The organism is Microbispora rosea (genome assembly GCF_044460045.1).
Lineage (GTDB): Bacteria > Actinomycetota > Actinomycetes > Streptosporangiales > Streptosporangiaceae > Microbispora > Microbispora rosea.
In genome coordinates, this window is sequence record NZ_JBITJO010000004.1 from 225,957 (window position 1) to 240,689 (window position 14,733).

Genomic DNA, 14,733 nt, shown 5'->3' on the forward strand with positions numbered 1-14,733 from the left:
CAAGATCGCGGCGGTGATAACGCCAGGTCACGAAGCATATCGGCGCGCACTTGCATGATCATCAAAGGGATCGGCGCAGGTGACGGCCCATCCATGCGACAAACTACAAGATCACGAGGGGTGGGGCGGGGGTCTAGAGCAGGGCGAGGGGCTCGGCTGGGACGTATCCCTCCATACGCGCAGCGCCGAGCAGTGAGCCCTCGGCCGAGTCGCGGACGCAGACATAGGAGTAGCGGTCGGCCGAGTAGACCCGCACCCCGTCCGTACGGCACTGCCGCATCAGGACCTCGCCCCACTCCTCCGAGACGTCGGCGAAGCCGAGCTCGGTGAGGACCTGGCGGCGGGCCAGGACGGTGCCGCCGGCCACCTCGGGGAGGAACCGGTGCTCGGTCTCCGGCTGGCGCAGCAGGGTCGCGCCGGTCGCCGGCAGGTGGGCGTAGAACGACGCCTTCCCCAGCACCTCGGCGTCGGTGGAGGCGAAGTGGCGGACGAGGTCGGCCAGGTAGTGCTCGCCGTACAGGTCCCTGGCGTCGAGCACGGCCACGTAGTCGCCGTCGGCGAGCCGGACCGCGCGGTCGAGGGCGGCCCCCCGGGTGACCGGCTCCCCCGTGGCGCGGACCACGACGTCGAGGTCCGGGCACGACTGGCGGACCGTCTTGTCCACCAGGCCCGCGTCCAGGCCGTCCGCCACGATCACGATCTGCCCGGGCCGTTCGATCTGACGGGTGATCTGGGCGAGCAGGCGGTCCAGCTCCGCCGGCTCGGAGACGGCGGTGATCGCCGTGATCACGCCGCTGTTCCGTACGCTCGGCACGCCGAGGGTGTCGAGGATCGGGTCGAGCAGCGGGGTGACACTGCCGCGGGCCCGCCAGGCGAGGTGGGCCTCCCTGGCCAGCCGTCCCGCGTCGGCCATGAGGATCTCGGCCGCCGCGAGGACCTCCTCGCCCTTGGCCCCGGCCCGCACCTGGAGCACCGGGGTGCCGCAGGCCGCGACCTCCCCTATCACCCTCGGCTCGGCGTCGGCGCCCGCGATCAGCAGGGCCGGCCGCCGGTAGGCCGTCAGCACGTCGTCGTACGACGTCGGGTCGTCGCCCTGCCCGGCCAGCGGCTGCCAGTCCGCACCGCCGGCCGGCGGGGTGACCGTGCCGAGGGTGACGATCTCCCCGGTCCTGCCGCCCTCGGCGGGGATGGGGTTGTGCACCCGGGGCTGGATCGCGAGCGGGAGCACGCCGACCCGCTCGTGGCGCAGCGCGGAGCGCCACTCGCGGGCGCGGGCCTCGGTGGTGGCCAGCACGTATTCGAAGTGCTCGGCCGCCGGGAACGCCCGCGACACCGCGCCGCTCGAGTGCCAGAAGACCGTCTTGATCCCCCGCTTGCGACAGGCCGCCACCAGGTCGCGCACCGCGCGCGTCTCGCCGGCCAGCGCCTCCAGCCAGCGCCCGCCGTTGCCCTGCCGGGGCCCGGGCCGTACGGACTCGACGAACAGCACGTGCGGCTGCTGCTGGTCGAGCATGGCCTCCCAGTTGTCGGGACCGAAGTTGGTCACCAGCCGCCACTCATACCGCAGCAGCGCCTCGGTCTGCCGGTCCACGATGGCGGCCACGGTCATGTACGGCCGGGCCGTCGGGCCCTTGGGAACCGTGAACGACTCGGCGAGCGGCGCAGAGACCTGCGGGGCCTTGGGCTCGGGCGCGGCGGGGGCCGCCTTCACCTCGGGGACGGTGGGAATCTGCGGCTTGAAGTCCGAGCGCTTGGGCGCGGGGCGCTTCCTGACCGGCGCCTTGAGCGTCCTGGCCACCGTGCCGGGCTTCTTGCTGTGGATCGCGTCGCCGAGCTTGCTCCACCGGCTGTCCTGGAGCGAGGCGAGCTTCCAGTTGGCGACCTCGGTCTGGTACTTCTGCTCCGCGAGCTGCTTGGCGAGCTGCGCGTTCTGCCGCTCTGCCGTCTTCAGCCGCGCCTCGGCCTCGCGCGTCTTCGTCAGCGCCTCGGCCTCCGAGCGCGCCACCTCCTCCAGCCGCCGCTGGTAGTCCGTGATCAGCCGGGCCAGCTCCGCCGCCCCGGAGGCCCGCTCCACCGCCTCCGCCAGCGCCTGCCGCAGCGCCGCCGGGTCGCTCCACTCGGGCTGTCCGGCTGCCGGCTCGCTTACCTCGCTCATAGGGGGTGACTCCGCGGTAGACCTTCAGGACCAGAGTCACAATATTCGCAGAACGCCCTGATCGCTCTCAGCCGGAGCCGAGACCTCGTCCACCTCCCCCGCCCCATCCCCCGGCGACCGGCCGTTCACGGACCCCGCGACCAAACCTCCGGACACCCCGGTCGTCCGCCAAGCCGCGGAGGAGGATCCCTCGGGCTTCGTGGCGTTCCCCGATCTGATGGTGATCGACGAGATCCAGCGCGTACCCGAGCTCATGCTGTCCATCAAGGAACAGGTGGACACCGACCCCCGGCCAGGGCGGTTCCCGCTCACTGGATCGGCGCGAGTGCTCGGCCTGCGGGCCCTCCCCGACGCATTGCCGGGACGCATGGAGACGATCGAGTTGTGGCCGTTCTCCCAAGGAGAGATCGACGGCACTCCCGATCGGTTCGTAGACGCGATCTTCGCCGAAGGCGAGGGCCTCCATCACACGTCCTCGTCGTCGCGCGCCGACTACGCCGAGCGCGTCGTCCGCGGGGGATTTCCGGAGGCGGTGGCCCGGACGAACCCGCGCAGACGCGAGCGCTTCTTCGACTCGTACGTCTCGGACATGATCGCGCGAGACGTGAGCCGGCTGTCCGAGATCGAGCGGACGGCCGAGATGCGCGCCCTGGTGCGGTCGGTGGCCGCCCGTTCGGGACAGTTGCTCGTGACCGGCGCGCTCGGGGCGGGCATCGGGCTGTCCTACGGCACCGCGAATCGCTACCTCGGCCTGCTCGAAGAGGTGTTCCTGATCAAGCGCATCCCCGCCTGGTCACGCAACCTCAGCAACCGAGCGGTCGGCACCCCCAAGGTGGCCTTCGTCGACTCGGGCGTGGCCGCCAACCTACTGGGCGCCGACGCCAGGAGCCTGGTGCGGCCCGACGGCCAGTTCGGACCGTTGCTGGAGGGATTCGTCCTGATGGAGCTCGCCCGCCAGCTCACCTGGTCGGACGAGCGCGTGGAGCTCTTCCACTACCGAACCAAGGACAAGGTCGAGGTCGACGCGGTGCTGGAGAACCGGCAGGGCCGCGTCGTCGGCGTCGAGGTCAAGGCGTCCTCCACGGTCCGCGGCGACGACTTCCGAGGCCTGCGTCACCTCGCCGGCCGCCTGGGCGACTACTTCGTGGCCGGCATCGTCCTCTACACCGGCACCCAGACCCTCCCCTTCGGCCCCCGCCTGCGCGCCATGCCTGTCAGCGCCCTATGGCAGGTCTGACGGGCAAGTCGTGCGCATAGGCGGCCAGGGCGGGCCCGCACTGTCTCAAGGCCGTGCGCTCAGGCGCTGCCGCACGGCCGTGGCGCAGGTGATCGGCGCGACGGTCCCGGGCCACGACTAACCGCGCATTTTTGCCGTCGGCGCCCACATAATCGCCGGCGTTCAACACACCGGCATCCGGCGGCGTTCTTGCGGGCCGCTGTGGCAGACTCCGGTCCCCCTGCCGGCCCCGAGGTCCGTAGACTCGGCTGGGGTTCAAGGGAGGGCAAACCGTGCGCAAGGGTGAGTGGCCGCGATTCCAGGCCAGGCCGTACGTCTGCGGGGCCGTCGGGCCCTTCGAGCAGGCGACGCTCGACCTGCTGGCACGGTCGGGGCCGGCCGTGCAGGCCGTGCACACCGCCCCGGAGGCCGCGCTGCTCGCGTCGGCCCCCCTGGCGCCGTACGCCACGGGAGCCCGGGCGACCGCGTACGCCTGGGGCGACCGGCGGCCCGAGACCGGGGGCGAGCCCCGGGCGAACGCGTGGCTGCGGGTCGCGGAGACGTACGAGACCCCGGGCCTGGTGGACGAGCTCGACACGGTGAGCCTGCACACGGGCGGTCTCGGCCTGGTCGACGTCTACTACCTCCAGGACGGCGACGCCGTCTACTTCTCCTCGCTGATCGAGCCGCTCCTCGCGCTCGCCCGGCGGCCCTACGAGGTGAACTGGGACGCGTGGGCGGCGATCCTCACGCTCACCTACCCGCTCCTCGAGGACACGCCGTACCGCCAGATCCGGCGCCTGCCCGGCGCGACCGCGCTGACCTGGTCGCGGCGCGAGCGCAGGCTGAGGGTGGACCGGCGGGCCCCGCGCTGGGTGCGGGAGGAGCCGGTGGACCGGGGTGTGACGGCCGGCGACCTGGTCGCGCTGCTGCACGACGCGCTCAAGCCGTACGAGCGGGTGCTGGTGCCGGTGAGCGGCGGGTACGACTCGCGACTGCTGGCCAGCGTGGCGGTGGCCAGGAAGATGGACGTCGAGTCGTGGACCACCAGCCCCGACGACGGCCTGGACAACGACATCGACTTCGCCCGCTACATCACCCGCGAGCTGGGCATCCCGCACCGGATCATGCCGCAGGACCCCGCCGCCTACCCGCAGGAGGCGCTGTGGGCGGCCCGGCGCCTGGAGTTCCTCACCAGCCACCACGCCTGGTACTCCCCCTTCGCCCGTGAGGTGCACGGCGCGGGCCGGGCCCTGGTCGACGGCCTGGCGGGCGGCCCGCTGATGAAGAACTTCCTGATCACGGCGGACGCCGTCGGCGCGGGGACGGGCGCGTCCCGCCGCGAGGCGCTGCTGAAGGCCCTGGCGACCGGCGACGCCCACATCCCCGTGCTCGGCGAGGCCGCCGCCGCGTTCATGGGCGACCGGGTCCGCGCGGCGTTCACCCGGGCGACCTCCATGCTGCACGGACACCGGGCCGAGCTGCCGTTGAGCGTGCTCCACACCCGGACCGTGCGGGGCATCGCCAGGTCCCCGGTCAACCTCGTCGGCCCCGAGGCGACCCCGGTCTTCGCGTTCCTGCACCCGGAGTTCTTCGACGCGGCGCTGTCGGTGCCGGTCGTCCGCAAGGAGGGCGGGAAGTTCTACCGGGAGGTCCTGCGGGCCGCCAACCCCCGCGTGGCGGCGCTGCCCTCGACCAACACCCCGCTGCTGCCGAACCGCCGGGTGCCGCTGCGCTCGAACGGGCCGCTCGCCCGCGAGTGGAACCACCCGATGCTGGTCAGGGCCGCGCGGATCCCGGGGCTGATGTCGCCCCAGATGCTGGACGCGATCGCCGGCGGGCCGGACGCCCTCACCGCCTTCGGGTCGTGGAACTCGCGGTTCTGGCTGCGTGCCCTGGTGGCGTTCGGGGCGTGGCTGGCCGACTACGAGGACGTGCTCGGCGACCTCACCCCGCCCTGGCCTGCGCCGTAGGGCGGGTAGTCCGCACAGTCCTAGGGCGCGTCTGTGCGGTAGCACTCCGTGATCACTCGAAAACAGGTAAAAACTGCATGTCAGACCGGCGTCAGCCTTTTCGGTCAGACCACTTCTAGTGGTAGTTTTGGTCAAATAGAGCCAAACATCTTGGCGAGAGCTTCAAAGCTCGGGTGTGACCTGACAACACGCTCCTCCTTCCTCAAGCGAGAACCAGATGAACGCTGCTGCGCCCTGCCCTGACCCGGTTTCCGGGTCGTTCGGCGCCACCACCGGTGCGTACTCCGGCGATCTGCCGGAGATCACCGATTTCACCTCACAGGACCCCCGCTGGTACAAGCGCGCGGTCTTCTACGAGGTACTGGTCCGCGGCTTCAAGGATTCCAACGGCGACGGCACCGGCGACCTGCGCGGGCTGATCGAGAAGCTCGACTACCTCAAGTGGCTCGGGGTCGACTGCCTCTGGCTGCTGCCGCTCTACGAGTCCCCGCTCAAGGACGGCGGCTACGACATCTCCGACTACCTGAAGATCCTTCCGGAGTTCGGCGACCTCGGCGACTTCGTGAAGCTGATCGAGGCCGCGCACGAGCGCGGCCTGCGGGTCATCACCGACCTGGTCATGAACCACACCAGCGACCAGCACCCGTGGTTCCAGGCGTCCCGCACCGACCCGGACGGTCCGTACGGAGACTTCTACGTCTGGTCGGACGACCCGGACAAATACTCGGGCGTCCCCATCGTCTTCGTGGGCTCCGAGGACTCGAACTGGACCTTCGACCCGGTGCGCAAGCAGTACTACTGGCACCGGTTCTTCCACCACCAGCCCGACCTGAACTACGACAACCCGGACGTCCAGGACGCGATGATGGAGGTCATCCGTTTCTGGCTCGATCTCGGTGTGGACGGGTTCCGGCTGGACGCGGTGCCCTACCTGTTCGAGCGCGAGGGCACCTCCTGCTCCGGGCTGCCGGAGACGCACGACTATCTCAGGAAGATCCGCGCCGAGGTGGACCGGCTCTACCCCGACCGGGTGCTGCTCGCCGAGGCCAACGGCTGGCCGGAGGACGTGGTCGAGTACTTCGGCGACCCCACCAAGGGGGGCGACGAGTGCCACATGGCCTTCCACTTCCCGCTGATGCCGCGCATCTTCATGGCCGTACGCCGGCAGAGCCGCGAGCCGATCTCCGAGATCATGTCGCGCACCCCTAAGCTGCCGGAAAGCGCCCAGTGGGGCATCTTCCTCCGCAATCACGACGAGCTGACGCTCGAGACCGTGACGGAGGAGGAGCGCGACTACATGCACGCGGAGTACGCCAAGGACCCGCGCATGCGCGCCTACCTCGGCATCCGCCGGCGCCTGGCTCCCCTGCTGGAGAACGACAGGGACCAGATCGAGCTGTTCACCGCGCTGCTGCTCAGCATGCCGGGCTCGCCGGTCATGTACTACGGCGACGAGATCGGCATGGGCGACAACATCTGGCTGGAGGACCGCGACGCGGTGCGCACGCCGATGCAGTGGACCCCGGACCGCAACGCCGGATTCTCCGAGGCCGACCCCGGCCGGCTCTACCTGCCGGTGGTCATGGACCCGGTGTACGGCTACCAGTCGGTCAACGTCGAGGCCCAGACCAAGAGCGAGTCGTCGCTGCTGCACTTCACCCGGCGGATGCTGCAGATCAGGCGGGAGCACTCGATCTTCGGCACCGGCGACTACACCGAGCTGTGGTCGCCGAACCCGAGCGTGCTGGCCTTCCTGCGGGAGGAGGGCGACGACGTCGTCCTGTGCGTCAACAACCTGTCGCGCTTCGCCCAGCCGGTCGAGCTCGACCTGCGGCGCTTCACCGGGGTGACTCCGGTCGAGTGCCGGGGCGGCGTCCCCTTCCCGACGGTCGGCGACCTGCCCTACCTGCTCACGCTGCCGGGCTACGGCTTCTACTGGCTGTCCCTGCGGCAGTCGTCCTGATCCGGCCGCCCCGGCACACCCCTTCCTCGGGACGTTCGGCACGCCCCGTCCTCGGGCCCTTCGCGGGCCCCTGGGCGGGGCGTCGTCGTACGCCAGACTTGACGCCGTCTTGGCCCACCCCTTTCGCCTGACGTGCCTACCGTGGCGTGGACGGGCGGATTGCTCGCACCGGCGAGAGGGGGAGCCTCATGCCCCGGCATACCTACCTGTCCCTGGCCGCCGCGTTGGTCGCGGGGGCGGCCGTCTCCGGGATCGCCACGGCGCAGACGCCGGCGGCGCCCCGCGACGCCGACGCCTCCGCGACTCTCACGAACGCGCAGGGTCAGAACGTCGGGACGGTCCACGTGGAGAACGACGAGAACGGCGGGACCGAGGTGACGATCAGGACCACCGCGCTGCCGCCCGGATTCCACGGCGTGCACGTCCACGACAAGGGCGTGTGCGACCCGAACTCGAAGGACCCGGCGACCGGCAGCCCCTTCTTCAGCGCGGGCTCTCACCTGGGCTCGGGCTCGCACCCCGGGCACACGGGGGATCTGCCCGATCTCCTGGTCCGCGGCGACGGCGTGGGCCAGGCCTCCGTCGTCACCGACCGGTTCAGGGTGGAGGACCTGCTGGCCGGCGGCGGCAGGTCGATCGTCGTCCACGCCAAGCCCGACAACCAGGCGAACGTCCCCGACCGCTACAGCCGTTCGGGCACGGCCGGGCCCGACGCCGAGACGCTCAAGGCCGGCGACTCGGGCGCCCGGATCGCCTGCGGCGTGTTCAGGAGGGACTGACCGGCGTTCTCACGCGGGACCGAACGGCACCGGCCGCGGAAGACCAGCGGGCCCCGGCCACGTCGGCTCAGGCCGGACGCTCGACGCACTCCGCCGTTCCCTCAGCGGGCGGTGAGGGGCACCTGCGCCCGCGCCGCCCGCCTGGCGGGGATCAGCGCCACCAGCAACGCCGCGCCGATCGCGATGAGGAGGGTCGCGACGAGCATGCCGGAGGTCGGGGCGCGGCCGATGCCGGCGCCGACGCCGCTGCCGCGGCCCTCCAGGTCGATCAGCCACCGTGACCAGGCCGCCCCCGCCGCGGCCCCCAGCACGACCCCGACCGCCGCGGGCAGGCCGGTCGCGGTCACCAGCGTGGCCATCACCTGGCGCGGGGTCAGGCCCATTGCCTTGAGCACGGCCAGGTCGAGGACGTGGTCGCGCAGCCCGAGCGCGCTCGCCGTCAGCAGGCTGGCCAGCCCGATCAGGGCCAGCACGGCGACCAGCGCGACGATGATCACCCGGATGACCGAGAGCCGGTCGGCCGGGTTCACGGCCTGGGCCACCTCCAGCCCCTCCCCCTGCAGGCGGGCCCGCACCTGGGCGGCGTCGGCGCCGGGCCGCAGCACCAGGGCGTAGAACTGGGGCGGCAGCGCGTCCTTGGCGGCCAGGCTGTCCATCCCGAACGACAGCACCTCACCGTCCTGCTCGGGCTCGACCACCCGGCCCACGATCCGGACGATCAGCGGGGTGCCCCCGATCGTCACGCGGACCCGGTCGCCGATCCCCACGCCGAGGAGGTCGAGCAGTCCCTGCCCGGCGACCGCCTCGCCCCGGTCCGCGAACATCCGGCCCTCGACGACCGGAAAGGGATAGGGGTCGGACGACAGGCCGAGGGCCCTGGTCCGCACGGTCCTGGTCTGCCAGGGGACGAGCGCGTCGAGTTCGGCGCCCGGGTAGGCCGCGACCACGTCCTGGTCGGCCATCGCCCGCTGGCGCGCCTCCTCGGCGGTCAGCTCGCCCGGCCGGACGGTCAGGGCCGCCGCCTGCCCCACGCTCTCGGGGTGGCGGATGAAGTCGTCCAGGGTCGTCCAGCAGCCGAGCCCGATCGTGATCATCATCATCGGGATGGCGACGCCGCACAGCGTGAGCGCGGCGGGCGTCCTGCGGGTGAACGCGTCCCTGGCGCCGAGGACGAGCGCGGGCGGCAGCCGTACGAGCAGGGCGACCCGGGCCAGCCGCGACAGGTGCCCGCGTGGCGGCGCCGCCGGGGTGGCCGGGATCGGCGGGGTGCGCCCGCCGCGCCAGGCCGGGATCAGCACCGCGACCAGCACCATCAGCGACGTGCCCACGATGATCGCGGCGAGCGGGCCGGCCGACAGCGGGACGGCGACCGTCTCCCCCATGGCGTACGTCGTGATCAGCCGGGCGACGACCGCGCCGGCGGCGATGCCGAGCAGCCCGAGCGTGCCGTGCTCGGTGACGAGCATCCGGACCACCTGGCCCCGGGTGAACCCGAGCGACTTGAGCGTCGCGATGTCGCGCAACTGCATGAGCACCCGGCCACCGGCGGCGTTGGCGAGCGCCAGCGCGGCCGCGATCAGGCCCGCGCCGCCGAACAGCGCGAGCAGCAGGCCGAGCAGCCGGTTGTCCAGTTCCATGGAGGCCCGCACCTCGCGCCAGGTCGTCACCCGCTGCACCTGGTTGCGCATCGTGAAGACGGCCCTCTGGACGACGAGATCGGTGGTGGCGGGATCGGCCAGCCGCAGCCCCGTCACGGTCTCGGTGCGGCCGGGCGCGGGCTCGACCACGTTCAGCGTCTGCGCGAGCGTCCAGGCCAGGCCGGGGGTCCACTCCGGGTAGAACCCCTGGTCACCGCTTTCCGCCAGCCCGGCGACGGTCAGCGCGTGGGTCGCGCCGTTCAGCCCGGTGACGGTGAACGGGCTGCCCGGCCGCAGGCCGAGCGCGCGGGCGAAGGACCGTTCGACGACCACGCCGTTCGGGGTGCGCACGTCGAGCCACCGGCCCTCACGCAGGAGCGGGCGGGCCACGGCGGGGATGGCCGCCGGCGTCTCCTGCAGGGTGATCGGCACCCGCCGGCCGCGCGCGACCAGCGTGGCGGGCGCGCTGCGGAAGGGCCCGGCGACGTCGGTCACGCCGTTCAGGCTGCGCAGCGCGGACACGTCGGGCACGTCCTTGCTGTGGATCCAGATGTGCGCGCTGTTGCTGCGCTGGAACAGGCCGCGCCAGGGATTGGTGCCGTCCTCCAGCAGCGTGGCCGCGATGATCAGAGCGGTGACGATCCCCGCCACCGCGAGGACCGTGAGCACGGCCTGGCCCCGGCGCGCTCGCAGGTCCGCGCGGATCCACCGCAGCTCCGCGGTCCTCGTCGTGATCAAGCGGCCCCCTCGCGCCGGTCCGGGCTCTCCGGACTCTGCGGACGGGTGGCCGGGGAGGCATGGCGGCCGGACGATCTCAACTGCGCCGATCTCAACTGCGCAGCTCCACGACGTCTCCGGCCCCTCCCAGGGGGCGCCGGCGCGACTTCGGGATCGCGCCGTCGTCGACGATCTGGCCGTCCAGCAGGCTGACGACGCGGTCGGCCATGCTCGCCACCCGCGCGTCGTGGGTGACCAGCGCGATCGTCTGGCCCTGCCCGTGCACCTGGCCGAGCAGGCGCAGCACGTCGCGGGTGTTGCGGCTGTCGAGGTTGCCGGTCGGCTCGTCGGCCAGCAGCAGCCGGGGCTGGTTCGCCAGGGCGCGGGCCAGCGCGACCCGCTGCTGCTCGCCCCCGCTGAGCTGCGCGGGCGACGCCCCGGCGCGATCGGTCAGGCCGAGCTCGCCGAGGAGATACTCACGCCGTTCCCTGGCCTGCCGGGGCGAGACGCCGCCGAGCAGCGCGGGAAGCTCGACGTTGTCGGCCACGGTCATGTTGGCGACCAGGTTGAAGAACTGGAAGACGAAGCCGATCTTCTCCCGGCGGAGCACCGCCCACCCGCTCTCGGAGAGCGTGTCCGCCCGCCTGCCGTCCAGCCAGATCTCGCCGCTGGTGCGCGTGTCCAAACCGCCCAGCATGTGCACGAGGGTGGACTTGCCCGACCCGGACGGGCCCATGATGGCGACGAACTCTCCCGCCTCGACGGTCAGGTCGACCCCGCGTACGGCGGGCACCGGCAGCCCGCCGGTCTGGTAGATCTTCACCAGGTTGACGGCCCGTACGACGGGGGCGTCGCCGCTCATGCCACCCCCTCGCCTGACGGCTCGGGGGCGCATAAGCACAGCACCCTGTGTCTGCCGATTCGCTCGCTCATGGCAGGTCCTCCTGACAACGTTCGAGCCAGTCGAGGTCGGCCTGCAGGTGGAGCATGGCTCCTTCGATGAGCAGCAGCGCGACGCGGTTGGCCGGGTCGGTGCGCTCGGCCAGCTCGCGGAGGTCTCTCATGAGCGCAAGGTAGTGCCGTCGCTGCCGGTTCACCAACGCCATGCGGTCGGAGAGGCCGGTCATCGGAGCCAGCACGAGCTTCATGAAGAACTCGTCACGCACCCGCGGGCCCTCGGTGGGCTCCTCGACCCAGTTCTCCAGCGCCTCCCTGCCGGTGGCGGTGATGTAATAGACCTTCTTGTTCGGCCGGTTGGCCTGCTCGACGTCGACCGACCGGACGTGCCCGTCCTTCTCCAGCCGGCCCAGCGTCACGTAGATCTGGCCGATGTTGGGCGACGGGTAGGCGCCACCGAAGATCGTTTCGAGTGCCTGTTTCAGCTCGTATCCGTGGGCAGGTTCCTTCGCAAGGAGCGCCAGCAGCGACTGCCGCACGCGCCCACCCCCAAGCCGTATCGAGCAGTTATCGGAGCGTTACGAGCTCATCCGTTGACGCTCACATTATCGCTATGCATAACATGCATGCACCTACCTAACACGTATGTAACCGGCTTTTCATACGGAGGCCACATGGTTCGCCGAGCCCTCGCCGCACTTGCCACCCTCCTGGTGGCCGGCTGCGCAGGGCTCGCCGACAGCGGCACCCGGTCCACCGTGGGCAGCGACGGCACCGGGCCGATCACACTGGCGATCGGCAGGGACACCACCGCGTACCTCCGCCCGCTGCTGGACCGATGGAACCAGGCGCACCCGGATGAGCCGGTGTCGCTGCTCGAACTGCCCGAGGCGGCCGACGAGCAGCGCGCCCAGATGGTGGCCAACCTGCAGGCGCACAACGACGTCTACGACGTGCTCGCGCTCGACGTGATGTGGACGGCGGAGTTCGCCGACGCCGGCTGGATCGCGCCGCTCGACCGCAGCCTGTTCCCCCTGAACAAGCTGCTCAAGGGCGTCGCGGACACCGCCATCTACCGGGACAGGCTGTGGGCCGCGCCGTACACCAGCAACGCCGGCCTGCTCTACTACCGGTCGGACATCCTGAAGAAGGAGCACCTCAATCCGCCCAAGACCTGGGCGGAGCTGCGCGAGCAGGCCACGCGTCTGAGCGCGAAGTATCACATCGGGGGATATGCCGGTCAGTTCCTGCCGTACGAGGGACTGACCGTCAACTTCGCCGAGGCCGTCCAGTCGGCGGGCGGGTCGATCCTCAGCCCGGACGCCCGCACGGTCACGATGGACCTCGGCAGCGCACGGGCCGCGCTCGACTTCCTCGTCGGCGGCGTCAAGGAGGGGTGGATCCCCCGCGAGGCGCTGACGTACAAGGAGGAGGAGTCCCGGCTCGCCTTCCAGGAGGGGCGGCTGCTGTTCGCCCGCAACTGGCCCCACGCGTACGGACCGGCCGCCCACTCGAAACTGGCCGGGAAGTTCTCGGTGACCCGGCTGCCCGGCCTGAACGGGCCCGGATCGAGTTCGCTGGGCGGCTACAACCTCGCCATCAGCGCCTTCTCGAAGCGGCAGAAGTCGGCGCTCGACTTCATCCGCTACTTCACCGGCCTCGACAACGAGCGGCTCGTGCTTACCGAGGGCTCGTTCCCGCCGGTGTGGGCGGAGCTGTACGACGACCCGGAGCTCATCAAGCGGTTCCCCTATCTGCCCGCGCTCAAGGAGGCGATCGTCTCGGCCCGGCCCAGGCCGGTCACCGCCGACTACAACCAGATCAGCCTGCTGATCTCCAGCGCCGTCTCCGGCGCGCTCACTCTCGACAAACCCGTAGACGAGACCGTCGCCGACCTGAAGCAGGGGCTCGGCGAGGTCATCCAGTTCGGAGGATAGATAGATATGCGCAAACTTCCCCCCATCATGGTCGCGTGCCTCGCTCTCGCCGCCGCCGCCGCGTGCGGCAGCGACACCGGCAGCGAGCCCGCGGCCTCGGCCAGCGCCCCGGCCGCGGACGGCGGCGCGGCCAAGCCTCTGGAGGGTACGAAGGTCGAGGTCGCCGCGAAGTGGACCGGCGACGAGCAGGCCAACTTCGAGAAGGTGCTCAAGGCGTTCGAGGAGAAGACCGGTGCCACGGTCACCTACGCCTCCACCGGTGAGGACACCGGCGCCTACCTCGGCCCCCGCATCCAGGGCGGCAATCCTCCGGACGTCGCGATCCTGCCGCAGCCGGGCCTGGTGCAGCAGTACGCCGACGAGAACGCGCTCAAGCCCCTGGCACCCGAGGTGCAGACGCAGATCGACCAGAACTACACCCCGTACTGGAAGGAGCTCGGCTCCGCCAAGGGCCAGGTGTACGGCGTGCTCGTCAAGGCGGCGCACAAGTCGCTCGTCTGGTACCGCCAGTCCGCCTTCGACGACGCCGGCGCACAGCCCGCGTCCACCTGGGACGACCTGATCAAGAACGCCCAGACGCTGTCCGACTCCGGCGTCTCGCCGTTCGCGCTGTGCGCCGCCTCCGGCTGGACGCTGACCGACCTGTTCGAGAACGTCTACCTGTCCACCGCGGGCCCGGAGAACTACGACAAGCTCTCCAAGCACGAGATCCCGTGGACCGACGCCACGGTCAAGACCGCCCTGGAGAAGCTGGCGCAGATCTTCGGCAAGAAGGAGTTCATGCTCGGCGGCTCGTCCGGCGCGCTGCAGACCGACTTCCCGACCTGCGTCACCCAGGTGTACGCCCAGAAGAAGGCCGCGATGGTCATCGAGGCCGACTTCGTCGCCGCCTCCCTCGGCCAGTCGGGCGCCAAGGTCGGCGAGGAAGCCAAGATCATGCCGTTCCCGAAGGCCGGTGACACCGCTCCGGTCATCCTCGGCGGCGACGTCGCCGTGGTGATGAAGGACAACAAGGGCGCGCAGGCGCTGGTGGAGTACCTCGCTTCCAAGGAGGGCGGCGAGGTCTGGGCCAAGCAGCCCGGCTACCTGTCCCCCAACCGCAACGTCTCCCCCGACAACTACCCGGACGACCTGACCAAGCAGCTCGCCCAGACGATCATCTCGGCCGGTGAGTCGGTGCGGTACGACATGTCCGACCTCGCCCCCAGCGCCTTCGGCGGCACCGACGGCAAGGGCGAGTGGAAGGACCTGCAGGACTTCCTCCGCAACCCGTCCGACGTGAAGGGCGCACAGGAGAAGCTCGAGGCGGACGCCGCCAAGGCCTTCAAGTAAAGGAAAACGGCCGTGACCGATCGGTTGGACGGCCCGCAGGCCACCGGCGGCGGAGAGTCCGCCGCCGGGGCCTCCTCCGGCCCGCGAGAAACACCCGCAGATCCTTCCACCGACTCCCCCCAGCCGG

General features: G+C 71.1%; 10 protein-coding genes. 6 read left to right on the forward strand and 4 right to left on the reverse strand.

The features are described from left to right. Positions 1–133: 133 nt before the first annotated feature. Positions 134–2,155 (reverse strand): glycosyltransferase, encoded by a 2,022-nt coding sequence (locus ACIBK1_RS18355; RefSeq protein ID WP_396736282.1) that lies wholly within the window; start codon positions 2,153–2,155, stop codon positions 134–136. Positions 2,156–2,354: 199 nt separating this feature from the next. Between ACIBK1_RS18355 and ACIBK1_RS18360 the strand changes: the two genes are divergently transcribed. The 4 genes from ACIBK1_RS18360 (at position 2,355) to ACIBK1_RS18375 (ending at position 8,086) form a co-directional block, all read left to right on the forward strand. Then, complete coding sequence (locus ACIBK1_RS18360) at positions 2,355–3,392, forward strand: ATP-binding protein (RefSeq protein WP_396736285.1); 1,038 nt, start codon at positions 2,355–2,357, stop codon at positions 3,390–3,392. Between the two features lie 272 nt (positions 3,393–3,664). After that, positions 3,665–5,344, forward strand: a complete 1,680-nt coding sequence (locus ACIBK1_RS18365) for an asparagine synthetase B family protein (RefSeq protein WP_396736288.1) — start codon at positions 3,665–3,667, stop codon at positions 5,342–5,344. A 217-nt stretch (positions 5,345–5,561) separates the two neighbouring features. After that, positions 5,562–7,307: a maltose alpha-D-glucosyltransferase gene (treS, locus tag ACIBK1_RS18370; RefSeq protein WP_357321082.1), complete on the forward strand. Its 1,746-nt coding sequence runs from the start codon at positions 5,562–5,564 to the stop codon at positions 7,305–7,307. 188 nt (positions 7,308–7,495) lie between these two features. Next, positions 7,496–8,086, forward strand: coding sequence for a superoxide dismutase family protein (locus tag ACIBK1_RS18375; RefSeq protein ID WP_363535172.1), 591 nt, complete (start codon positions 7,496–7,498; stop codon positions 8,084–8,086). Positions 8,087–8,187: 101 nt separating this feature from the next. Here the strand turns inward: ACIBK1_RS18375 and ACIBK1_RS18380 are convergent, their stop codons facing one another. The 3 genes from ACIBK1_RS18380 to ACIBK1_RS18390 form a co-directional block, all read right to left on the reverse strand. Further along, positions 8,188–10,461, reverse strand: coding sequence for an ABC transporter permease (locus ACIBK1_RS18380; protein ID WP_396736291.1), 2,274 nt, complete (start codon positions 10,459–10,461; stop codon positions 8,188–8,190). 91 nt (positions 10,462–10,552) lie between these two features. Further along, the gene (locus ACIBK1_RS18385; protein ID WP_363537561.1) at positions 10,553–11,302 is read right to left on the reverse strand and encodes an ABC transporter ATP-binding protein; all 750 of its coding nucleotides are present in this window, start codon (positions 11,300–11,302) and stop codon (positions 10,553–10,555) included. Positions 11,303–11,369: 67 nt separating this feature from the next. Next, positions 11,370–11,876 (reverse strand): PadR family transcriptional regulator, encoded by a 507-nt coding sequence (locus ACIBK1_RS18390; protein ID WP_030510524.1) that lies wholly within the window; start codon positions 11,874–11,876, stop codon positions 11,370–11,372. A gap of 135 nt (positions 11,877–12,011) precedes the next feature. On the opposite strand from ACIBK1_RS18390, the gene ACIBK1_RS18395 reads away from it, so the two are divergent. Beyond that, positions 12,012–13,274 (forward strand): ABC transporter substrate-binding protein, encoded by a 1,263-nt coding sequence (locus ACIBK1_RS18395; RefSeq protein ID WP_396736295.1) that lies wholly within the window; start codon positions 12,012–12,014, stop codon positions 13,272–13,274. A gap of 6 nt (positions 13,275–13,280) precedes the next feature. After that, entirely contained in the window at positions 13,281–14,606 is a 1,326-nt protein-coding gene (locus ACIBK1_RS18400; RefSeq protein WP_030510526.1) for an ABC transporter substrate-binding protein, read from the forward strand. Positions 14,607–14,733: the final 127 nt, after the last annotated feature.